Source organism: Tsuneonella flava, assembly GCF_002870965.1.
Lineage (GTDB): Bacteria > Pseudomonadota > Alphaproteobacteria > Sphingomonadales > Sphingomonadaceae > Tsuneonella > Tsuneonella flava.
On the sequence record NZ_PHSO01000004.1, the window covers coordinates 371,535 to 394,198 of the forward strand.

Here is a 22,664-nt window from a genome sequence, read left to right on the forward strand (position 1 = left end):
ATGGCGGCCAGTTTGGAAAACGACCGCAAAGCGCGCCTCACTTCGGCGCGTATTTCGCCAGCAAGCCTGCAACCGTCTCCGAAATCTGCTGCACGCTGAATGGTTTGGGCATGAAATGCATCGCTTCGATATCGATTTCGTTGCGAAGCTGCTCTTCGGCATAGCCTGACATGAACAGGATCGGCAGCCGGGGTTTTACCTTGCGGACCTGCCGTGCCATCGCCGGACCATCCATTCCCGGCATGACCACGTCGGAGACGATCAGATCGAATTCGCCACCGTTGGCGACAGCGGCCAGCCCTTCTTCGCCATCGGCGCAAGGGGTGACTGTGTAGCCCGCCCGCGACAACGCGCGTTCGGCCACGGCGCGGACCATGTCTTCATCCTCCACCAGCAGGATGCGCCCGCCGCCCGACCATTTCGCCGCCGGTTCGACCGACTTCGATTTTTCCGCGGCAGGCGCTTCGCCGTGATGGACCGGGAAATAGATACTGAAACGCGCGCCTTCCGGGCGGCCAACTGCCGGAATATTATCCGCGAAAATAAACCCGCCCGATTGCTTCACAATGCCATAGACGGTGGACAGCCCCAGCCCGGTGCCCTTCCCCAGTTCCTTGGTCGTGAAGAACGGTTCGAATATCTTGGTGAGATTCTCCGGCGGAATGCCGCCGCCGGTATCCTGCACCACCAGCACGGTATAGTCCGCCTCCGGCAATATCTCGCTGGCCACCTTGCGGACATCGTGCGCGGTGACCCGGCGAGTGGAAATCGACACTTTTCCGCTGTTACCATGCGCCAGCATCGCATCGCGCGCATTGACCACGAGGTTGACGATCACCTGCTCCAGTTGCTGCGGGTCGGCGCGCACCGGACCAAGATCGCGGTCGTGATGGACCGACAGCTCGATCTTCTCGCCCAGCAGGCGCTTCAACAGCATTCCGACTTCGCTGATGACATCGGGTAGTTGCAAGACTTCAGGGCGCAAAGTCTGCTGGCGGCTGAATGCCAGCAATTGCCGGGTCAGCGCAGCCGCGCGGTTGGAGTTGGCGCGTATCTGCTGGATATCGTCGTAATCGCTGTCACCCGGCGTATGGCGCAGCAGCATCAGATCGCAGGTGCCGATTACGGCGGTCAGCACATTGTTGAAATCATGTGCCACACCACCGGCAAGCTGGCCGACGGCCTGCATCTTGGTCGCTTGCGCCACTTGCCGTTTGAGCCGGTTTTCCTCTGTTGAATCGACCAGACTCAGCAGAACCGCGACTTCGCCCAGCCCCCGCACACCGGCAATGCCCAGCGACACCGGATCATCGGGCATGTCACGCAAACGGATCGCCATGTCGCCGCTGGTCGAAGGGCCTTTGCCGAAGCGACGCACTGCATCGGACAGCGCCGTCTTGTCTTCGCGAACAACGAGATCGGAGGGATATTGCGGCAAGCCCCCTTCCTCGATCCCACCTGCCCGGCGGAATGCGCGGTTGGCAAACAGGAAGCGCCCATCGCGGTCGGTCACCGCCAGCCCCAGCGGCAATGCGCCAAGCAGCGATTCGAGCTGCGGGGTCGCCTGTTGCGTGCTCGCATCGCTGCCACCCATTCCCACGGTGCTGTCAATTAACAGCATTAGAGATGCGCTTTCGTCCGGCCCCGGCGCGCGGGCCGATTGCGGATCGCCCAGCGGTACATGGATCAGCATCTGCGGGCTGCCCCGCCGCCCTTCGCGGGCGAAGAAAATATGATCCTGATCGTCGGTCCGCAGCAACCGCGCGAAATCCTGCCCTGCCAGTGTCGCGCTGGCATCGCCGGTCGCCCGTTCGGCAAAACCAGGGGCACAGGCGCTGACCATGCCATCGGTCGCAACCAGCGCAGCTTCGATCCCGGCCCGCGACAGCAGTCGGCCAAGCTGCCCGGTAATCCGCGCTGCCATTTCGCCGGTCGGATCTTCTTCGGTGATCGCGATAAAGCGCCAGACGAGGTAATCCTCCCCCCGCCCGGCTCGTTCGGCCCAGATATTCCACGCGTGGGTGCCATCGTCCGAAACGATACCACGCGCCGTGCTCTTCCCGTCGCGCCATGCCTCGCGCGCGGTACGGGTGAGCGCCTCCAGACCTTTGCGATCGAGCGGCAACCCCGGCGGTGCGCTCTGATTGCCGAACCAGCTTTCGTATGTCGCGTTGGCGCAGACCAATCGGTTGGCCCGGTCGGCAATCGCAACAGCCGCTCCGTCGCGCTCCAGCGCAGCCACTGTCACCGACCAGTCGGGCGGCGCCAGCTCGCTTCTTTCCGCAGAGGGGCGCATCCGATCCAGCGCAACCGCCACCCCAAGCAACGCTGCAACTCCGCCAAAGAACGCGAGAGCAACAACGCCCTGACCCGTTATCAGCCACAGCAATAGCGCGCTGAGCATCAGAGCGCCCGCGATCCCGCCGAGCAGGACCGGCTGACGCATATCCGCGTTTGCGCCTCGCGGCAGAGTAAAGCGTGGCCCGCCGTTCATTTGCCAGACTTCAACCGTTCATCCAGGCGCGCTTCCATTTTCCGCAACCGTGCCTTGCGGCGATTGGCAACGATAAAGCGCCATACGAAATTGGTGACGAAATAACCGACCGATGAAAACACCACTGCCATCACGATGAAGCCGACCGCCGCCGCACCGGCCAGTTCGAAAAACCCGGTGAACCATGCCCACGGCCCACTGGCCATCGTCGATTGCGAAGCGTTAACCGTGACCGCATCGATTTTCAGCATGAAACGCCCGACTTTCGTCGCCAGCACGGCCCAGAACGGGAAAGTCAGCGGGTTGGTTATAAAAGTGACGAGCGCCGCCAGCGGCACATTGGCGCGTGTCGGCAAAGCCAGAAACGCCGCCAGAAATATTTGTCCGACTGGCACGATAAAGCCAGCAAACAGCCCCAGCGCCACCCCACGCGGCACCGACCGGCGGGTGAAGCGCCACAATTCAGGGCTCAGGAAACGATGCGCGATAGGGGCGAGATACTTGTTCTTCGCCATGCCTTCGCGTGTCGGCATGTTCCTGCTGGCCCAGCGAGAGAAAAGGTTGGACATTTGCCGGTCCAGATACACCTTTTACAGGTCGGTTAAAGAGGTTGCCCGACGAACCTTTGCAATTGTCGGCTCAATCGCGGCTTCGAGGGAAGGGTCAGACGAAACTTCGGCCTCAACCGAATGATTCCGCCGACATCAGCCACGATCGCGCAACAGACGGGCCTTATCGCGTTTCCAGTCACGCTCCTTGATCGTCTGTCGTTTGTCCTGCGCCTGCTTGCCCTTGGCCAGCGCCAGTTCGACTTTCGCCCGGCCTTTGCTGTTGAAATAGATGCTCAGCGGCACCAGCGTCATCCCCTTGCGCTCCACCGCGCCGGTCATCTTGGCGATTTCGCGTTCGTGCAGTAGCAGTTTACGCGGGCGCTTGGGCTCGTGGTTGAAGCGGTTGCCGTGGCTGAATTCGGGCACATTGGCGTTAACCAGCCATACCTCGCCCCCACGAATTTCGGCATAGCTTTCGGCAATTGTCGCTTCGCCTGCGCGCAGGCTTTTCACTTCGGTGCCGGTCAGCATCAGCCCCGCTTCGAAAGTGTCTTCGATAAAATAGTCGAACCGTGCGCGCCGGTTTTCGGCGACAGTCTTTGTTTTATCGAACGGAGTAGGTTTAGGACGGGCCATGAGGGAAGCGCATCTAGGCGTTCCCCTGCATAATGCCAAGTCACCCCAGTCGCGATGCCGCCAATCAGGCCGCTTCGACCAGCCCCGCATGTACCAGTGCGGCATCGACCGCCGCCTTGGCCGCATCGTTGCATTCGACCATCGGCAGGCGGATGTCGGGCAACAGCCAGCTATGCACCCGGCTAAGCGCGTATTTCACCGGGCCAGGGCTGGCATCTTCGAACATCGCATAGTGCAATGGATAGAGCCGGTCGTTCAGCTCGCGCGCCTTCACCAGATCGTTGTCCGCACAGGCCTGCTGGAATTCGGCACACAGCGCGGGGGCGACATTAGCGGTGACGGAAATGCAACCGACCGAACCGGCGGCATTGGCGGGCAATGCCAGCTCGTCGTCCCCGGAAAGCTGGCAGAAGTGCTTACCGATGCCCATGCGGTGATCGGTCACGCGCGAAAGATCGCCGCTGGCATCCTTGATGCCGATGATCCGTTCGGGATAGCGCTTGGCCAGTTCGCACACCGTTTCCGGCATGATATCAGTCACTGTGCGCCCCGGAACGTTGTAAAGAATGATCGGCAGATCGTTGTTTTCCGCCAGATAGCTGAAATGGGCGATAATCCCCTGCTGGCTGGGGCGGTTATAATACGGCGCCACACAAAGCGCTGCGGAAGCCCCCGCCTTCTTGGAAAAGCTCATATGCAGCAAGGCGTTCTGCGTGTCGTTGCTGCCGCAACCAGCGATTACCGGCACCCGGCCCGCTGCCTGTTCGACGCAGACTTCGATCACGCGATGATGTTCGGCGTTCGAGAGCGTCGATGCCTCCCCCGTGGTGCCGCATGGCACCAGCGCGCTGCTGCCGGATTCGATTTGCCAGTCCACGAGTTTGCGAAAAGCCGCCTCGTCGAACGATCCGTCGCGAAAAGGAGTCACAAGGGCTGGTATCGATCCGGAAAACATTGCGGTTGAGCCTTTAGTCTGTTCATATCGGTCGCTGTGTCGGCCAGAAACGGCTGACACATTCCCACGGGGGGAAATTCATTCAGCGCCTGATAAGGAGCCGTTGGCCATAATGTCCAGCATGGTCGCTATTCGAACGATTGTTTTAAGTTCCGTTGCCACTGTCGCGCTCTCCGCGTCGGCACCGTTGGCGGCGCAGGTTACACCGGTGCAGGCCGGGCGCACGCAACTGGTTGCCATGCAACCGACGCAGGCGTCTGCTGCCGTCGCACGGTGGCAGCAGTTGATGAGCAACGACCGGCTGGCATTTGCCGATTATGCCGGTTTCCTGCTCGCCTACCCCGATTATCCGCGTAGTCATATTATCCGCGGGCAAGCCGAAGACGCGCTGGATCGCGATCCTTCCACCCCGGCACAGATCGTGGCATTTTTCGACCGTTTCCCTCCGCTCAGCAATCCGGCCCGCGCGCGATATGCGCTGGCGCTGGCAGCGGTGAACCGCCCCGAGGCTGCAGAAGCGGCGCGGCTGGCATGGCGCGGCGGAACGATGAGTTCGCCTTCGGAAGCCTATCTTGTTGGCATGTTCGGCAGCCGCTTTACGCAGGACGATCAGGATGCGCGGATGGACGCCTTGCTGTGGCAGGGCGATACCACTGCCGCCGCCCGGCAGATCGCGCTGGTCAGCCCGGCAAATCGAGCGTTGTTCATGGCGCGCCTATCGCTGGTGCAAGGTGTCGATCCATCAGCAAATGGCCTGCCCGTTCCTGCCGACGCGACGAGCGATGCAGGCTATGTGTATAATCTTGCACGCTTCTACCGAAAGACGAGCCAGGGATATGCCGAGCAACAGATGCTCGCCAACCGGCCCGCATCCACGCGCCCGGCGTTCGACCCGGAAGATATGATCGGGGAAATGCTGATTTCCGCGCGTGGCGCGGATTCGCGCACCGCCGCGCAGATCGCCAGCAAGACCGACGACCTGTTCGAACCCAACGCCGATATCTCATCGATGAGCTATCGCCTGCGCGACGATTACACCTCGCTGATGTGGCTTGGCGGGACAAAGGCGCTGTGGTCGATGGGCGATGGGCGCCTGGCCGCGCCGATGTTCTATCGTTATGGCAATTCGGCGCGTACCCCGCAGACCCGTTCCAAGGGCTTCTTCTGGGCGGGCAATGCACTGGCCAAAGCGGGCGACCGCGCCGGGGCGGAACGTTATTTCGAAATGGCGGCGGAATACCCGGAATATTTCTATGGCCAGCTGGCTCTGGGCCATCTGAACCGCCCACTGCCCGATTTTGCAGCGAACACCCCGCCGCCGGTCACCCCCGCACAGCGCGCCGCTTTCGCACAGGAACCGCTGGCGCAGGCCATCGCCTCGACAGCGCGCAATGGCACCGACTGGCGCACCGAACGCTATTTCTTCATCGCGATCGCAGAAAAAGCCGAAACGCCTGAGCAAATGGCACTGGTGGCCGATTTCGCGCAGCAAATCCGCTTGCCCGAATTGTCGGTAGTGGTCGGTCGCGTCGCCCCGGAAAAGGGGCTGACACAGTTTACCGGCGCCGGGTTCCCCACCGTATCCAACCCGCCGGGAACTGACTTTACGATGGTGCACGCTATCGCCCGGCAGGAAAGTGAATTCGATGAAACCCGCACCAGCCACGCTGGCGCACGTGGCCTGATGCAGTTGATGCCTGGCACCGCGCGCGAACAGGCGGGCAAGCTGGGCATGGCCTATATGAGCGCCAATCTTACCGGCGATCCGCAGTACAACATCCAGCTGGGCGACGGATATTTTGCCCGGATGATGGACTATTACGGCGGCAGCTATCCGCTGGCAGTCGCCGCCTACAACGCCGGTCCGGGCAATGTGAACAAATGGCTGCGCGCCAATGGCGATCCGCGCAACGGCAATATCGACTGGCTGCAATGGATCGAAAGTATCCCGATTTTCGAAACCAAGAACTATGTCCAGCGCGTGCTGGAAAACGCCGTGGTGTACGAAGCGATGCACCCGGACCGCATCCGTTATGGCCAGCCTAAGTCGATCTACCGCTTCCTCGGCGCCCGTCGCCCCTGATCGGGCACGAGGGGGCAACACGACATGGCGGGGCAACAGCGACCATCCAATCCGATCAGTCCGGCAGGCTATGCCGCGATGAAGGCGCGGTACGATCACCTGCTGGACACCGAACGCCCGGAAATCGTGGAGATCGTCAGCTGGGCCGCGGGCAATGGCGACCGTTCGGAAAACGGCGACTATATCTATGGCCGCAAGCGGATGCGCGAAATCGATCGTGAGCTGGCGCATCTGGCGCGAAGGATGAAATCGGCCCGCGTGATCGATCCCGCACATCAACCGGACCAGAGCCGGGTATTCTTCGGTGCGACGGTCGAGATCGCTGACGAGGACGATGCGCGGATGGAGCTGACGCTGGTCGGAGATGACGAGCAGGATGCCGGCAAAGGGCGGATCGGCTGGTCCAGCCCGCTGGCACGCGCTCTTCGAGGTGCGGCGATTGGCGATCTGCGGACCGTGCGCCTGCCCGGCGGTGTGAAGGAATGGGAAGTCGTGGCCATCCGCTATGCATAAGGCCGCCATCCCCCTGCTCGCTCTGGCGACCACCCTTGCGCTGGCCAGTCCGCTGGCCGCGCGCGACAGTCTGGGCATGTTCGGCGGCTGGGGCGCGTTCCGCGATCCCGCTGCGCCACGCTGTTATGCCATTGCGAAGGCCCGCGACAGCACCAGCCAGCGCGATTACCAGCCTTATGCGACAGTCGCCAACTGGCCCAAGCGCGCCATTCGCGGACAGGTCCATTTTCGCCTGTCGCGCAAGCTGGCTGCGGAACCGCAACTGGGGCTGCGCGTGGGCAGCAAACGCTTCACACTCACCGGCGGCGGTGCAGACGCATGGGCCGCTGACAAGAAAGACGATGCCGCCATCGTCGCCGCTATGCGATCCGCCAACACGATGACGATCACCGCCCGCGACAGCCGCGGCCGCCGGTTCGCCAACACTTACGATCTCGATGGCGCAGCCACCGCGATGGATTCCGCGACAGTCGGCTGCGCGAAGTTGGGGCGATAGGGCGGCTCTCCCCTGCCCTCCTTATCCTCTCACATCACATGAAAAGGGCGGAGCCTTTCAGCCCCGCCCTTCCATTGGTTCGCTGTACTAAAGCTTAGAAGCGATAGCCCATCGTTGCCATGACCTGATGACGGTCGGTATCGATGTCGAAGCGGCTGGAATCCGGCGTATCGCCATTGAAGTCCAGTTCGCCCTTGCTGTAGTTCGAGTAACGGTATTCCGCACCGATATAGGCGTTCGGGGTCAGCGCGTATTCAACACCCGCACCCAGACGATAGCCGTCGGTGTCGAGACGCTGATTCAGGCTCGTCGTGCCGTCAGTCCCTTCGATGCCGAAGCGGGCGTTGGTGTAGCCACCCTTCACGTAGATCATCGTATTGGGCGAGGTCACGTAACCGAGACGTGCACCGACATAGATGTCGCGGTCGGCGCTCACGCGGCCCAGATTGAAGGTGTTGGGAACGCCATTGTTGTTGTCCCATTTGGCCGAGCTGTCGCCGATCGATGCTTCTGCACCCAGACGCAGATCGCCGCCAACGTCGGCATCGTAGCCGACAACAGCGCCATAAGCGACGCCATCGATCGACTGCTTGAGATCGCGGGTGTCGTCGATATCTTCGGTGCTGCCCGAGCGGACGTGGTCGTAACCCACCTCGCCACCGACCCGCAGGCCGGTGAACGGCGCGGCGCCCTGCGCCAGAGCCGGGGTGGCAACTGCCACCAGCGATCCGGTGGCGACGATAGCAAGAATCTTACGCATAAATACTCCATTTTCTTCATCCGGGCCGAGCGAGATGCCCTGCACCCTGGACCTGCCTAACGGAGCAGATTGCGGTCTGGTTTCATGAACGTAACACAACAAGAATATTGTTGTTTTTCAGCAACATCTGCCTCGACGAACCGACGAAATCGAACGACGAATGTCGGGAACCAGATGCTCAGATCGGTGTTCGCGCGTTGCGCGTGCGTAACAGATAATGTCAAAATTCCGATATATTCGTGCAGGTTAGCGGGAAGCTTTGCGTTGCCGCTCACCCGGCCCTATATCCGCCACGCAATGTCCCACACTCCGCTCATGACCATTCCCGGGCAAACCGATCCGGTTCCCGTCGCCCGCGACATCACACCGCGTGCCGATGGCCGTATCGATCTGATCGGCCTGCCCAAGCTACGCATCGCGGAACTGTTCGCGGAAGCGGGACTGGATGCGAAGCAGGCCAAGCTGCGCGCGAAGCAGGTGTTCCACTGGCTCTATCACCGCGGCGTGACCGATTTCGCGGCGATGACCGATATCGCCAAAACGATGCGCCCCTGGCTGGCCGAACGCTTCGTGATCGGGCGACCCGAAGTGGTGGAGGCGCAGCATTCGACCGACGGCACCCGCAAATGGTTGCTGCAAACCGCTGACGGGCACGAGTTCGAGATGGTCTTCATCCCCGATGCGGACCGCGGCACTCTGTGCGTGTCGAGCCAGGTCGGTTGTACGCTCAACTGCCGGTTCTGCCATACCGGCACGATGAAGCTGGTTCGCAACCTGACTCCCGGCGAAATCGTGGGTCAGGTCATGCTCGCTCGCGATGCGCTGGGCGAATGGCCCAAGGGCGCGATGGATTTCGCGGAGGAAGAGAGCGAAGCCGAATACCGCGCCGACGGTCGCCTGCTCACCAACATCGTGATGATGGGCATGGGCGAACCGCTGTATAATTTCGACAACGTGCGCGACGCACTGCGGCTGGTGATGGATGGCGAAGGGCTGGCGCTGTCGAAGCGGCGCATTACGCTGTCCACCAGCGGCGTCGTGCCGATGATGGACCGGTGCGGCGAAGAAATCGGCGTGAACCTCGCGGTGAGCCTCCATGCGGTAACCAAGGAAATCCGCGACGAAATCGTGCCGATCAACAAGAAATACGGGCTGGAAGAACTGCTCGCCGCCTGTGCTGCCTATCCCGGTGCCAGCAACGCCCGGCGGATCACGTTCGAATATGTCATGTTGAAGGACAAGAACGACACCGACGATCACGCGCGCGAACTCGTCCGCCTGATTAAGCAGTACAATCTGCCGGCGAAGGTCAACCTGATCCCGTTCAACCCCTGGCCCGGCGCGCCGTATGAATGCTCCACCCCCGAACGAGTGCGCGCTTTTTCCAACATCGTGTTCGAAGCGGGCATCAGCGCCCCCGTCCGCACTCCGCGTGGCCGGGATATCGATGCCGCCTGCGGTCAGCTCAAAACCGCCGCCCAGAAGAAAAGCCGCGCCGAACGCGACCGTGAGGCGGCTGCTGCGGTTGCGGCAACAACACAGGAAGCCGCCGGGTAATGACCTCCACCCGCGTAGAGGCACTGTGCATCGGGCAACCGGTGCCGTTTCGCGGGGAAGAACTGAGCGCCATTGGCAAAACGCCCGTCAGCGGGCCGATCCATATAGGGCGCGAGGGATTGGCAGGCGATGCTCAGGCCGATCGTCGCCATCACGGCGGGCCGGACATGGCGCTGCACCATTTCCCGCTCGATCATCATGCGTTCTGGCGCAGAGAAATCGGCGATCACCCGTTGCTCGATCTGCCCGGCGCTTTCGGCACCAATATCGCCACCCACGGCCTGACCGAACAGGCGGTCAATCTGGGTGCACGTTATCGACTGGGCAGCGCGCTGATCGAGGTGTCCCGCCCGCGCCAGCCCTGCTGGAAGATCGAACACCGTTTCGGCCATAAGAACATGCTCAGGCACATCCTCAAGACGCGGCGGTGTGGCTGGTATTACCGGGTGATCGAAGAAGGCACCGCGCAAGCAGGCGACATGCTGGAGCAGGTCACCCACGGGCGCGAGGAATGGCCAGTGGACCGCGTGTTCGAAGCGATCTGGGGCACCAGCGAACCGATGGATCGGGCGCAGCTTTATGCGCTGACAGAGGTTCAGGAGCTGGCGCCAGCGCTGCGCGATTCCATTCGCCGCAAACTGGAAAACGCTCCTCCCCGTTAGCCTGCATTTTGCCGCACGACAAACACAGCTCATCGGCAAATCATCCAGAAAACAAAACGTTCATGTGACGTTGTGGACCCAATCGGCAGGTTGAGCGTCAATCCGATGAACACCATTCAGGGAAAGGAAGCATCCCATGAAAAAGACCCTTCTCGTTATCGCCGCTGCGGGCCTTACCATCCCAATGGCAACCCCCGCCGCTGCCGATCCGCCATCGTGGGCCCCCGCGCATGGCTATCGCGAAAAGCAGCGTGACCGCTACGAACGCCGCGAAGCGCGCAAGTACTATCGGACCGACAATGGCATCCGTTACTGGCGCGGGGACGATGGGCGGTATTATTGCAAGAAATCCAACGGCACGACCGGGCTGATCGTTGGCGCTGCCGTCGGTGCTCTGGCTGGTCGTGCAGTCGATACCCGCGGCGATCGCACCACCGGCACCGTTGTCGGCGCAGCAGTTGGTGCGCTATTGGGCAAGGAAATCGATAGCGGGAAGGCTCGCTGCCGCTGATAGCAGCTGAGCCCTCTCCATCGGGGGCGCGTCGGGAGCAATCCCGGCGCGCCTTTTTCGTGGTTCATCGAACAGCGCGACTTCAAAGGGCGAGTCCCCCCGATACAAGCTGGCCCGATACTGGCTGGATTGGGATTTCCTAACACACTCCGGTTGTGCTCTATACTGCGCCGCCATGCTCCACCTTCACGCTCCCTCCCTCCCCTCCGTCGCGGAAGTCCGTTTCAGCACTGTGCAGCAAGGTGACTTTTCTTCTTCAGGACAGTGTAACATGTGGTCCACGTCTTCAGCTTCGGGGTGCAAAGTCTGAACATGCGGACCGTTGTCATCACTGGCGGAGCGAAGCGAATCGGGGCCGAACTGGCGCGCCGGTTCGGGGCCGATGGCTGGCATGTCGTGATCCATTATGGCCAGTCGCGCGATGCGGCAGAGGCATTGGCTGCCAGTCTGCCATCGGCAGAAACCGTGTCGTGCGACCTGCGCGATGGCGATGCCTCGGTGGCGATGGTGGAAAATCTCGCTGCGCGGCTGAGCGACTGGCGGGTGCTGGTCAATTCGGCCGCTGTGTTCGATCCTGACGATGTGCGGCAACTCGATCCGCAGGTCGCGCACGATACCATGCAGGTCAACGCATTGACCCCGGTGCGAATGGCGCAGGCGTTCCTCCGTCATGCTCAAGCCAGCGGCGGGCGGCGGGTAATCCAGTTCACCGATCAGAAGCTGGCCAACATCAACCCCGACTTCTTCAGCTATACCATGAGCAAGGGCGCCGTGGCGGCCGCTGTCAGAATGCTGGCAATGGGCGCAGGCACGGCGCAGGATCGCATCTATGCCCTGGCCCCCGGAGCGATTCTGGCCAGTCACGATCAGACCGACGATGAAATTGAGGTGTCGCACCGGCTCAATCTGCTGAAACGCAAGACCGGCGCGGACGAAATCGCCGACGCCTGCCTGTGGCTGGCCGAAGGATGGCTGGCGAGTGGAGAGACGGTTTACGTCGATAGCGGACAACACCTGCTGCACCAGCCGCGCGATGTGATCTACCTCGCCCGCGCAGGGGTGGACCCGTGATTCGGCGCACGAAACGCCCTGCAAAGCGCCCTACTCGCCGCCACGCGCTGTCCACCCGGCTGTGGCACTGGCTGAACGTGATCTGCGTCGTGATCATGTTCATGAGCGGGCTGAACATCTCCAACGCGCATCCCCGCCTCTACTGGGGGCAAGCCGGGTTCGCCGCGCGCGAGGCATGGCTGCATTTGCCGACGTTTCCCGGCTGGGCAACGATCCCCGGCTACTACAGCCTGTCAGGCGCGCGGGACTGGCATCTGCTGATAGCATGGCCGTTCGCAATCGGGCTGCTGGCAATGTGGGTCGCCATGCTCGCCAACCGCCACTTCGTGCGCGATCTCACCACCCGGCTGAACGAATGGCGCTGGAGCGCAATCCGCGCCGACATCGCCGCGCACCTGCGGTTCGATTTCGACCACGGCGGCGGCAAGTACAACTTCCTGCAAAAGCTGGCCTATGGCGGGGTGCTGGGCATCCTGCTGCCGGGCATGATCCTGACCGGGCTGGCGATCAGTCCGGGGATCGAACCGAGCTTCGGATGGTTCGTCCAGCTTGTCGGCGGGCGACAGTCGGCACGATCGATCCATTTCCTGTTCGCGTGGGGCACCGTGCTGTTCGCAGTGTTGCACATCGTGCTGGTGATCGCCTCCGGCCCGATCCGCCAGTTGCGCGACATGGTGACTGGGGGGCGCGCATCGTGAAGCGGCGTAGCGTCATCGCCGGACTCGGTGCCCTGCTCGCTACGGGCTGTTCGAAAGTGGCCGACAGCTCAACGGGGCAGGCGCTGTTCAAGGCGGCGGACGACTGGCACCGCAAGGCGCAACGCGCGCTGACGGGCCGCAAGGCAATGGCACCGGAGTTCAGCCGCGCGCAGATATCCCCCTATTTCCGCGGCAATGGCTCGCTCACAGTGGGTACGCCCGGCTATGCCGCCGCGCTGGAGAACGGGTTTGCCGACTGGCGGCTGAAGGTGACCGGTCTGGTCGAACATCCGCTAAGCCTCAGTCTGGACAACATTCGCCGCCTGCCGCAACGCACCCAGATCACGCGCCACGATTGTGTGGAGGGGTGGAGCGCGATTGGCGAATGGACCGGGCCGCAACTCTCGCTGCTGCTGGAGGCAGCGAAGCTAAAACCGGAGGCGCGGTTCATCGTGTTCCATTGCGCCGACCGGTTGCGGGGGCAGTCCTATTACGAGAGCATCGATCTCGACGATGCGTTTCACCCGCAAACCATCGTCGCGCACAGCCTGAACGGTGCACCTCTGCCCGAACGCAACGGTGCGCCGCTGCGGATGCGGATCGAACGGCAACTGGGATACAAACACGCCAAATACCTGACCATGATCGAAGCGGTTGCATCGCTAGACCAGATCGGCGGGGGACAAGGCGGATACTGGGAAGATGTAGCGGGCTATCAGTGGTACGCGGGGATATGATCCCCTACCCGGCAGCAAAACACATAAATGGAAGACGGTGTTGCAATGAGTTTGAGTGAACGGATTTTCGACCGCGTGATCGGCAACGCGGTGCACCTCGGCGTGTTCGAGGTGGTCCATGCCGATGGCACAGTGGCGCGCTTTGGCACGCCAACGGCGGGCTTCCCCGACATCCGCGTGCGCTTTGCCGATAACAAGGTCGCGCGCGATATCCTGCGCGATCCGGGCCTTGGTGCGGGCGAAACCTTCATGGATGGCCGCCTGATAATCGAACAGGGCGATATCATGGGCCTGATAACGCTGCTCAGCGCCAATTCGCCGTGGGATCATGGCCGCGCCATCGCCCCTCCCGGCGTGAAGCACCGCGTGGCCAATACGCTGGGCGCGGCTTACGAAGCAGTCAATCGGCAGGCCAGCGCGCGGCGCAACATCAGCCACCACTACGACATCGGCAACGATCTCTATCGCCTGATGCTCGACACCGAATACATGCAGTATTCGTGCGGTTACTGGCCCAGCACCGATATCACGCTGGAACAGGCGCAAGTGGCGAAGCTGGCGCATATCGCAGCCAAGCTGAAGCTGGAGCCGGGCAACCACGTGCTCGATATCGGATGTGGCTGGGGCGGAATGGCGATCTTCCTAGCGCAACATGCCGATGTGACTGTGACCGGGATCACGCTCAGCAAAGAGCAACTCGCCCTTGCCCGCAAAAATGCAGAGAAAGCGGGCGTGTCCGACCGGGTCAGTTTCGAGCTGATCGATTATCGCGATATGGCCGCACGGGGCGACCGGTTCGACCGCATCGTATCCGTGGGCATGTTCGAACACGTCGGCGTGCCGCAGTTCGAAACCTTCTTCCGCGCGTGTGCCACGCTGCTCAAGGTAGAGGGCGTCATGCTGCTGCACACCATCGGGCGGCTGGGCGGACCGGGCAAGACCGACGCCTTCACCCGCAAGTACATCTTCCCCGGCGGCTATATCCCCGCGCTAAGCGAAACGCTGGAGCGGAGCGAGAAAGTCCGCCTGATCGCCAGCGATATCGAAACCCTGCGCCTGCATTACGCGTGGACCCTGCGCGCATGGTACGATCGCTGCGTTGCCAATCGCGAGACGATAGAGGCCGCCTATGGTGCGCCCTTTTTCCGTATGTGGACTTTCTATCTTGCCGGGGCGACGGCTGCGTTCGAAAGCGGTGGCATGTGCAATTACCAGATACAGTACATCCGCGACCGCCACGCCCTGCCCGTCACCCGTGACTATCTCAGCGGCGAAGAGGCGCGGCTGACTGCGGAATGAGTGGCAGTGGCGGAGAGCCCTCCGCCCCGCTGACCCGGCGATCCATTTTCGCGCAGGCCTGGCCGATCATCCTCGGCCAGGCTTCGATTCCACTGGTCGGGATTGTCGATACCTTCGTGATCGGGCGCACCGGGGATGCCGTCGCGCTGGCCGGGGTAGCGCTCGGTTCGGTCATCGTGACATTCGTGTTCTGGGCCTTCGGGTTCCTGCGAATGGGCATGACCGGCCTCACCGCGCAGGCACACGGCACCGGCGATACGCAGGAAACCAACGCTCTGCTGGTGCGCGGGCTGGCGATGGGTGCAGCAATCGGGCTGATGCTGTTCGCATTGCAGTGGCCGCTTACTGCCGGGGCATTTGCTCTGATGGCTGGCGGGGAGAAGCTGACCGAGGCAGCGCATGGCTATGTCTCCGTGCGGTTCTTCGGTGCACCGGCGGCGCTGGGGTTCTACGCCCTGCTGGGCTGGCTGTTCGGTCTGGGCCGCACCCGTGCGGCGCTGGCGCTGCAGTTGATAATGAACGTCGCCAATGTCGCGCTCGATATCGGCTTCGTATGGGGGCTTGGCTGGGGTGCGCGCGGTGTCGCGGCAGGTACGGCAATGGCCGAATGGATTGCTCTGGCAGGCGGGATCGCTATTGCCGTGCGCGTCAGCGGGTGGCCTGCATTCCTTCGCCTGCGCCAGTATTCACACCTGTTTGCCCGCTCAGAATTGCGCCGTCTGATCAGTGTCAATCTGGACATCATGATCCGCACTCTGGCGCTGCTGTTCCTGTTCGCGTGGTTTGCCAATGGCGGCGCCCGGTTGGGAACTGTGCAGCTGGCCGCCAATGCCGTGCTGAACCAGTTCGTAGCTGTAGGCGCCTATGTGCTGGATGCATTCGCCTTCACGGCAGAGGCGCGGGTCGGAGCAGCTATTGGGAGAGGCAGCCGCGAAGAAGTGATGCGCGCCATCCGCCTGACAGGCGAATTCTCGCTCGGAGCGGGGCTGCTGTTAGCCGCGCTGATCCTGATCGCAGGCGGAATGGTTGTCGATGGCATGACCCCGAACGGCGCTGTGCGCGCCGCAGCCTACCCCTACCTCCCCTATGTCGCGCTGATCCCGTTGCTGGGGATGCCCGCATGGCTGCTCGACGGAGTCTATGTCGGGGCCACCTGGTCGCGCCCGTTCCGCAATGCCGCCCTTGTGACCGTGGCCATGTACATCGCAACCGACCTCGCCCTGCGCCCATATGCCGCGCACGGGCTGTGGCTGGCGATGCTGCTCAGCTACCTCTATCGCGCTGTCACGCTGGGGGCATTGCTCCCTGCGCGCCTGCGAACCATTGCGCCACGCGCATCTGCCGCCTAGTGGCCCTCTCCGAGTCCCATTCCAACCTTCTCCAATCGGAGCCTTTGCCAATGTCCGACATCAAGCGCGTCGTCCTCGCCTATTCCGGTGGTCTCGATACCAGCGTGATCGCCAAATGGCTGGAGACTGAGCGAGGGTGCGAAGTGGTGACTTTCACCGCCGATCTCGGACAGGGCGAAGAGCTGGAACCCGCCCGGCAGAAAGCCCGCGCAATGGGCATCCCCGATCAGCACATCTATATCGAAGACCTGCGCGAAGAATTCGTGCGCGATTTCGTGTTCCCGATGATGCGCGCCAATGCCCGCTACGAAGGCGATTACCTGCTCGGTACCAGCATCGCGCGACCGCTTATTTCCAAGCGTCTGGTCGAGATCGCCCACGAAACCGGAGCCGATGCGATTGCCCACGGCGCGACCGGCAAGGGCAACGATCAGGTTCGCTTCGAACTGTCGGCCTATGCACTCGACCCGGATATCAAGGTAATCGCCCCCTGGCGCGAATGGGATCTGACCAGCCGCACCGCTCTGATCGCGTGGGCCGAAGCACACCAGATTCAAGTGCCGAAGGACAAGCGCGGCGAAAGCCCGTTCAGCACCGATGCCAACCTGCTGCATACATCCAGCGAAGGCAAAGTGTTGGAAGATCCGTGGGAAGAAACCCCGGATTATGTCTATTCGCGCACCGACCACCCGGAAAACGCACCGGACACGCCCGAATACATCACCATCGATTTCGTGAAGGGCGACGGTGTCGCACTCAACGGCGAAGCGATGAGCCCGGCGACTTTGCTCACCGCGCTCAACGAACTGGGCCGCAAGCACGGGATCGGCAGGCTCGATCTGGTCGAAAACCGCTTCGTCGGGATGAAGAGCCGGGGCATGTACGAAACGCCGGGCGGCACGATATACGCCGTGGCCCATCGCGGCATCGAACAGATCACGCTCGATCGCGGCGCAGCTCACCTGAAAGACGAGCTGATGCCGAAATATGCCGAGCTGGTGTATAATGGCTTCTGGTTCGCCCCTGAACGCGAGATGCTGCAGGCCGCCATCGATCACAGTCAGGCGCGGGTGAACGGCACTGTCCGTCTCAAGCTTTACAAGGGCATGGCGCAGGTCGTCGGTCGCAAGAGCGCGGATTCGCTCTACTCCGAAGCGCACGTGACTTTCGAAGACGATGCCGGTGCCTACGATCAGCACGATGCGGAAGGCTTCATCAAGCTGAACGCTCTGCGCCTGAAGCTGCTGGCCAAGCGGGACCACCGCTAAGCTGGTTCGCTGAGGCGGGGATGTCCTCTCCGCCTCGCGAAATTCCTGCGCGTTTGACGGTCAAAGCCATCGCAACCGCGCAAGATGCGACCAACGGTTGAGTTATCCACTCGCGTCCACAGCGAAATCTGTGGACGGTGGATAACTACGGCTTGCAAAGCTTGAAAAGCGGCCAAGTCCGGCGCAGTCTCAACCTTGTCGAAAGGGCAGAAACCTTCCGAGATTGACGGCCTAACCGCTGGAAACTTCGAAAGAATTTCAACTCAATCGATATGGCGGCATCTGTCCGCGCGGTCTGCGAGATCGGCCATGCAGCAGGCTTCGGCTCAATGCAAGGCAGGTTGCCTGAACGGATCGCGAAGCAACGTCGCCATGACCGCAACCAGGGCGGTCTGCCGAGGAAGCGCGAAAAGGCTTCGGCCCATCCGCGCAGCCGACTGAGGCGGATCGAACGACGGAAACGGTCTCGGAACCGATAGCTTTAACGATGCAGGCCTTCGGGTCGGTAATACGGGGAGCAGTCGGAACCGGATGCCGGTGCGAGCGCCGGTGACAGAGCCAGCAGGCTTCGGCCCGATGGCGAAAGCACTGGGTGCCAAGTGGTTCCTCGCGAACCCCACGCGCCGGTGAGAGTGGGGTCGACCTTCGGGTCGGCCCCATTTCTCTGTGGGGTTGAGATGGAGCGAACCCGCGTCGCCCCCTTCCCTCAGTATCCGCGGGCCGGATCGAAAATCGGGACCAATGGCTCCCCGGCACGATACCGGTTGCAGTTGGCTAGGAAGCGTTCCGCAGAGCGCGCGAACATCTTGTCCTGAGCACGGCCCGAAAGGTGCATCGTCACTTGTGCATTAGGCAACGCCCACAACGGACTTTCGGGCGGCAGCGGTTCGGGCGTTGTCACATCGAGCAGAGCCCCGCCAATGCGCCGCCCCTCCAGCGCTGCGATCAACGCAGGCTGATCGACCACCGTACCGCGCGCGATATTCACCAGCACCGCGCTGTCCTTCATCGCCGCCAGTTCCGCCGCGCCGATCATCCCATCGGTTTCCGGCGTTGCGGGGACCGCGAGGATGACCCAGTCGAATTCGCCCAGCTTGCCGCGCCATTCGTCCGGCCCCAGTGCCCCACCGGCGGCAGAGCGGCGCACCGGCACGACTTCGACATCGAACGCTTCCAGCCGGGTTTTGATGAGCGATCCGATTGCCCCCAGCCCCAGCAGCAAGGCGCGGCTACCTGCCAGCTCCATCTTGCCCGGCGAATCGAGCAGCCATTCGCGCCGATCCTGAGCGCGGACAACGTCGCGATACCCTTTGGCGTGAGTCAGCATCAGCATGACGACATATTCCGCGATAGTCAGCGCACCGATTCCTGCGCCGTTGGTAATCGTCACCTTGCGTTCAGCCAGCAAATCCAGCGGGAGGAAATCCAACCCGGCATAGACCGAGTTAAGCCATTTCAGACCAGTCGCCGCGCGTACCGTTTCCGCCATCGCCCCGTGGTCGTACATATCGAACCATCCGATTTCGGCTTGCGGAGCGACCTCCAGCGCCTCTTCCTGAGAAGCAAACCACAACGGTTCGACCCAATCGGGTAGTTGCGGCTCGATCAGCGGCCGGATCATGGCGGACAAGGCGGCAACGGTCATGTGGCTCTCTCCCTCGTGTCCTCTGACCTCTCTGTTAGAGGGCGATCAGTCGGACATCGCTTCGTGCAATGCGGCCCGCAGCCCGTTGGGCATACTCGGCGTCGTCATATCGTCGAGCAACCAGCGGCCCTCTTCTCGGACCATAGTCAGGCGTTGTTCGACCGAACTGCCCCACCCTGCACGGACGCGCATACGGATCGTGGCGTGATCGCCATTCTGCTTCACCGAGAGAGGTTTAACCTTGAAGCCCTGTTGATCCCAGTCCTGACATTCGCAGAACCAGCCAAAATCGCTCAACTCGGTCACGTCTCCTGCTTCGTTCTTCGCCATCCACGCGGCGATAATCCGCGTCAGATCGGCGGAAAACACCGGCAGTTCCCAATCGGCGGCCGCGACATCACCCTTCCCCCGATACCCATCGTAGAGCGCGAGAGCAGCCCGCACCGCAGGGCGATTATCCGCAGCGACAGCCGCAGTTGGCAGGGCGGCCAACGCCAATGATGCCGCGAGTATCGACGCGCGGATCATCCCAGCCTCCACTCCCAGCCCAACGGATCGCCATCCATCGCCTCCACCCCCTGCCCCGCGAGCTCGTCGCGGATCGCATCGGAGGTGGCGAAATCCTTCTCCGCCCTTGCAGCTTTGCGGCGGCCGAGCGCGTCTTCGATCTCTGTCTCGCTGATGGTCACATCTTTGGGGCGAATGCGGAGGTCGGGGCGCGTCAGGCCGAACAGGTTGAGGCCGAGCACTGCATCCATTTCAGCGATCACCGCCCGCTTCGCCGCCTGATCGACTTTCTTTACCGCCAACGCATCTTCAAGCGCCGTCAGAGCCACGGCAGTGTTGAGATCGTCCGACATGGCAGCATCGAATTTTTCGAGCATCGGCACGAATTTGGGATGCAGGCGATCGCGCGAAAGCGGGGCCGTATCCGCACCTTCGGCACCTTGCTGCCTGAGATCCCCGCCTTCGCGAGGACTCGCTACTTCGCTGAGCTTTTCAGCGGCCATCAGCATACGTTTCAGCCGGGTCAGAGCCGCGCCCAACCCTTCCCACGAAAACTCCAGCTCGCTGCGATAATGCGCCTGCAGGCACATCAGGCGATAGGCGAGCGGGTGGTATCCCTTGTCGATCAGCAACTGGAGCCGCAGAAATTCCCCGCTCGACTTGCTCATCTTGCCGCTGCGTTCGACCAGGAAATTGTTGTGCATCCAGATCTTCGCGCCCGAATTGGTCGCAGTGGACAGACTGCCACAACCGCAGAATGCCTGATTTTGGGCGATCTCATTGGCATGATGGATTTCGCGGTGATCGATCCCACCGGTGTGAATATCGAACGGGAAACCAAGCAGCTTTCCGCTCATCACAGAGCATTCGAGATGCCAGCCCGGCGCGCCACGGCCCCATGGGCTGTCCCATTCCATCTGGCGCTTCTCTCCCGGCGGAGTCTTACGCCAGATCGCGAAGTCGGCGGCATTGCGCTTGCCATCGACCGCTTCGATGCGCCCTTCGCCTTCCTCGGTAACAGCGCGCGCCAGTCGGCCATAGTCGGCCACCGTCGAGACATCGAAATAGAGACCGCTATCAAGTTCGTAGCAATGCTCTGCCGCAATGCTTTCCGCGAATTCGATCATCGCATCGATATAATCGGTGGCGATCGACCAGTGCGCGGGCTGGCGGATGTTGAGCGCCTTGATGTCCGCCCAATATGCCTCTGTGTAATGCTTCGCGATGTCCCAGATCGACTGGGCGCGTTGCGCGGCAGCTTTCTCCAGCTTGTCCTCACCCGCATCGGCATCGTCGGTCAGATGGCCGACATCGGTGATGTTGATGACGTGTGTGAGTTTGTACCCCTTCCAGCTCAACGTGCGCCCCAGCACGTCGGCAAAGACATAGGCGCGCATGTTGCCAATATGCGGGTAGTTATAGACCGTCGGGCCGCAGCTATACACGCGCGCTTCGCCCGGATGCACGGGCACGAAGGGTTCAAGGCTGCGGGTCAGGCTGTTGAAGAGCGTGAGTTCGGTCATACCCACGGCTTTGACCGCGCACGCGGGCGCGGTCAATCGTTTCGCAGTCACTGACGCGTGTGCAGATCGCGACCGGGCTGGCTCAATCCCATCCTTCCCAGCGCACGACTTCGTCAAGCGGGGCGCGCTTCACATCGAAGCGATTGACCGGGTCAGCGGGATCGCGATGACCGATGGCCATGCCGCAGAAGAATGTGTGATCCGCCGGAATGTCGACACATTCGCGGACCTGTCGCGAATAGGCGGCCCACGCTTCCTGCGGGCATGAATCGAGCCCTTCTTCGCGCAGCAACAGCATCACGCTTTGCATCCACATGCCAATATCGGCCCATTGCGGCGGTCCCATGTATTTGGGGGTGTGGATCAGCATGAGAACCGGCGCACCGAATGCACGGAAATTGCTGGCGAACCATGCCAGACGTTTCGCCTTGTCCTCCCGCGAAACGCCAAGCGCGGCGTACATATCTTCCCCTACGCCGAAACGACGCGCTTCGTATGCTCCCTCCAGATCGGGCGGGTAGATATCGTACTCTGGCTGGAGCGCAGCCCGACCCTTAGGGAATTCCTGCGCCACACGGTCGAACAACCGTTGCATCGGATCGCCGGTCAGAACGATCGCATTCCACGGCTGAATATTCCCGCCGCTGGGCGCGCGCTGGGCCCTCTCCAGAATGCGAGTGAGAGTTGCGCGATCAACCGGCTGATCGGTAAACGCACGGATCGAACGGCGAGTGGCGATGGCTTGGGTAGGGGTCATTCCAGTTCTTCCAATATCGTCCCGATATCGCGGGATGTGTGAATGACGCGGAGGATTTCCACGGCATCACCGTTGCTGTGGAACACGATGTAATAGCGCCCATGGCGCGTGATTCGCACACCGGGATTCCACTCGAAACGGCTCCGGTATAAGCGTGGATTTTCTGCCACCTGAGTAATCCGGGTAAACAGGTCACCGATAAATTTCTCAGCTCTATCCGGATCTTCCTGCCCGATATACAAAGCGATTTCGCGCAAGTCGTCACGCGCGTCCTGCCGAAACGTGTAACCTGTCACTGCTGCCCGGCGCTATACTTGGCGGCCTGTTCGGCAACAATCTGGCGCATTTCGGCAAAGACTTCATCTGCTGGATAGCTGGGGCCCGCCATCGCATCGTCAACCATCTTCCGAAACTGCTGTTCGGCGGCAAAGCGACGTTCCCGATTTTCGTTCCACTGCCGCAAGGCTTCGCGAATAACCTCGCTGGTAGTCGCGTATTCGCCGACATCGACAGCCGCGCGCAAGCGAGCAGCCATCTCTTCCGGCATGGTAACGGTGATACGTTCGAGCTTTGCCATCTGCATACTTTATCA

The 22,664-nt window shown here is 61.9% G+C and carries 23 protein-coding genes; 12 read left to right on the plus strand and 11 right to left on the minus strand.

The window, feature by feature from the left end; genetic code table 11:
- Positions 1-37: 37 nt before the first annotated feature.
- The 4 genes from CV013_RS05325 to dapA all read right to left on the minus strand — a co-directional run bounded on the left by CV013_RS05325 (position 38) and on the right by dapA (position 4,636).
- Positions 38-2,446 (minus strand): hybrid sensor histidine kinase/response regulator, encoded by a 2,409-nt coding sequence (locus CV013_RS05325; protein ID WP_102154550.1) that lies wholly within the window; start codon positions 2,444-2,446, stop codon positions 38-40.
- A 44-nt stretch (positions 2,447-2,490) separates the two neighbouring features.
- The gene (locus tag CV013_RS05330; protein WP_223805278.1) at positions 2,491-3,063 is read right to left on the minus strand and encodes a DUF2062 domain-containing protein; all 573 of its coding nucleotides are present in this window, start codon (positions 3,061-3,063) and stop codon (positions 2,491-2,493) included.
- Between the two features lie 135 nt (positions 3,064-3,198).
- Positions 3,199-3,681, minus strand: coding sequence for an SsrA-binding protein SmpB (gene smpB / locus CV013_RS05335; protein WP_102154218.1), 483 nt, complete (start codon positions 3,679-3,681; stop codon positions 3,199-3,201).
- A 64-nt stretch (positions 3,682-3,745) separates the two neighbouring features.
- Complete coding sequence (gene dapA / locus CV013_RS05340; protein ID WP_102154219.1) at positions 3,746-4,636, minus strand: 4-hydroxy-tetrahydrodipicolinate synthase; 891 nt, start codon at positions 4,634-4,636, stop codon at positions 3,746-3,748.
- A 112-nt stretch (positions 4,637-4,748) separates the two neighbouring features.
- Here dapA and CV013_RS05345 point away from each other — a divergent pair, with 112 nt between their 5' ends.
- The 3 genes from CV013_RS05345 to CV013_RS05355 are packed head-to-tail and all read left to right on the plus strand — an operon-like array spanning position 4,749 to position 7,728.
- Positions 4,749-6,719: a lytic transglycosylase domain-containing protein gene (locus CV013_RS05345; protein WP_102154220.1), complete on the plus strand. Its 1,971-nt coding sequence runs from the start codon at positions 4,749-4,751 to the stop codon at positions 6,717-6,719.
- Between the two features lie 24 nt (positions 6,720-6,743).
- A complete protein-coding gene (locus CV013_RS05350) occupies positions 6,744-7,232 on the plus strand; it encodes a GreA/GreB family elongation factor (RefSeq protein WP_102154221.1) in 489 nt (162 codons plus the stop codon).
- On the plus strand, positions 7,225-7,728 hold the full coding sequence (locus CV013_RS05355) for an invasion associated locus B family protein (RefSeq protein WP_102154222.1): 504 nt from the start codon (positions 7,225-7,227) through the stop codon (positions 7,726-7,728). Before CV013_RS05350 ends, CV013_RS05355 begins: the two co-directional genes overlap by 8 nt.
- A gap of 94 nt (positions 7,729-7,822) precedes the next feature.
- Here CV013_RS05355 and CV013_RS05360 read toward each other — a convergent pair whose 3' ends face one another.
- Complete coding sequence (locus CV013_RS05360) at positions 7,823-8,488, minus strand: outer membrane protein (RefSeq protein ID WP_102154551.1); 666 nt, start codon at positions 8,486-8,488, stop codon at positions 7,823-7,825.
- Positions 8,489-8,803: 315 nt separating this feature from the next.
- Here CV013_RS05360 and rlmN point away from each other — a divergent pair, with 315 nt between their 5' ends.
- The 9 genes from rlmN (at position 8,804) to CV013_RS05405 (ending at position 17,640) form a co-directional block, all read left to right on the plus strand.
- Positions 8,804-10,045 carry a 23S rRNA (adenine(2503)-C(2))-methyltransferase RlmN gene (gene rlmN / locus CV013_RS05365; protein WP_408057021.1) on the plus strand — a complete coding sequence of 414 codons (1,242 nt, stop codon included), beginning with the start codon at positions 8,804-8,806 and terminating at the stop codon, positions 10,043-10,045.
- The gene (locus tag CV013_RS05370; RefSeq protein WP_102154224.1) at positions 10,045-10,707 is read left to right on the plus strand and encodes an MOSC domain-containing protein; all 663 of its coding nucleotides are present in this window, start codon (positions 10,045-10,047) and stop codon (positions 10,705-10,707) included. The genes rlmN and CV013_RS05370 overlap by 1 nt, the downstream gene beginning before the upstream one ends.
- Positions 10,708-10,843: 136 nt before the next feature.
- Entirely contained in the window at positions 10,844-11,218 is a 375-nt protein-coding gene (locus tag CV013_RS05375) for a glycine zipper 2TM domain-containing protein (protein ID WP_102154225.1), read from the plus strand.
- 312 nt (positions 11,219-11,530) lie between these two features.
- Positions 11,531-12,289, plus strand: a complete 759-nt coding sequence (locus tag CV013_RS05380; RefSeq protein ID WP_102154226.1) for an SDR family oxidoreductase — start codon at positions 11,531-11,533, stop codon at positions 12,287-12,289.
- Positions 12,286-12,987 carry a cytochrome b/b6 domain-containing protein gene (locus tag CV013_RS15815; protein WP_102154227.1) on the plus strand — a complete coding sequence of 234 codons (702 nt, stop codon included), beginning with the start codon at positions 12,286-12,288 and terminating at the stop codon, positions 12,985-12,987. The genes CV013_RS05380 and CV013_RS15815 overlap by 4 nt, the downstream gene beginning before the upstream one ends.
- A complete protein-coding gene (locus CV013_RS05390; protein ID WP_109862134.1) occupies positions 12,984-13,724 on the plus strand; it encodes a molybdopterin-dependent oxidoreductase in 741 nt (246 codons plus the stop codon). The genes CV013_RS15815 and CV013_RS05390 overlap by 4 nt, the downstream gene beginning before the upstream one ends.
- 51 nt (positions 13,725-13,775) lie before the next feature.
- Positions 13,776-15,023, plus strand: a complete 1,248-nt coding sequence (locus CV013_RS05395) for an SAM-dependent methyltransferase (RefSeq protein WP_102154552.1) — start codon at positions 13,776-13,778, stop codon at positions 15,021-15,023.
- A complete protein-coding gene (locus CV013_RS05400) occupies positions 15,020-16,372 on the plus strand; it encodes an MATE family efflux transporter (RefSeq protein ID WP_102154229.1) in 1,353 nt (450 codons plus the stop codon). The genes CV013_RS05395 and CV013_RS05400 overlap by 4 nt, the downstream gene beginning before the upstream one ends.
- 50 nt (positions 16,373-16,422) lie before the next feature.
- Positions 16,423-17,640, plus strand: a complete 1,218-nt coding sequence (locus tag CV013_RS05405) for an argininosuccinate synthase (protein ID WP_102154230.1) — start codon at positions 16,423-16,425, stop codon at positions 17,638-17,640.
- Positions 17,641-18,346: 706 nt separating this feature from the next.
- Here the strand turns inward: CV013_RS05405 and CV013_RS05410 are convergent.
- The 6 genes from CV013_RS05410 to CV013_RS05435 form a co-directional block, all read right to left on the minus strand.
- On the minus strand, positions 18,347-19,285 hold the full coding sequence (locus CV013_RS05410; protein ID WP_102154231.1) for an NAD(P)-dependent oxidoreductase: 939 nt from the start codon (positions 19,283-19,285) through the stop codon (positions 18,347-18,349).
- Between the two features lie 45 nt (positions 19,286-19,330).
- The gene (locus CV013_RS05415) at positions 19,331-19,813 is read right to left on the minus strand and encodes a DUF3828 domain-containing protein (protein ID WP_102154232.1); all 483 of its coding nucleotides are present in this window, start codon (positions 19,811-19,813) and stop codon (positions 19,331-19,333) included.
- On the minus strand, positions 19,810-21,315 hold the full coding sequence (cysS, locus tag CV013_RS05420) for a cysteine--tRNA ligase (RefSeq protein WP_102154553.1): 1,506 nt from the start codon (positions 21,313-21,315) through the stop codon (positions 19,810-19,812). The genes CV013_RS05415 and cysS overlap by 4 nt, the downstream gene beginning before the upstream one ends.
- Positions 21,316-21,397: 82 nt before the next feature.
- Positions 21,398-22,072 (minus strand): nitroreductase, encoded by a 675-nt coding sequence (locus CV013_RS05425; RefSeq protein WP_102154233.1) that lies wholly within the window; start codon positions 22,070-22,072, stop codon positions 21,398-21,400.
- On the minus strand, positions 22,069-22,368 hold the full coding sequence (locus CV013_RS05430; protein ID WP_102154234.1) for a type II toxin-antitoxin system RelE/ParE family toxin: 300 nt from the start codon (positions 22,366-22,368) through the stop codon (positions 22,069-22,071). The genes CV013_RS05425 and CV013_RS05430 overlap by 4 nt, the downstream gene beginning before the upstream one ends.
- Positions 22,365-22,649, minus strand: a complete 285-nt coding sequence (locus tag CV013_RS05435; RefSeq protein ID WP_102154554.1) for a ribbon-helix-helix domain-containing protein — start codon at positions 22,647-22,649, stop codon at positions 22,365-22,367. Before CV013_RS05435 ends, CV013_RS05430 begins: the two co-directional genes overlap by 4 nt.
- Positions 22,650-22,664: the final 15 nt, after the last annotated feature.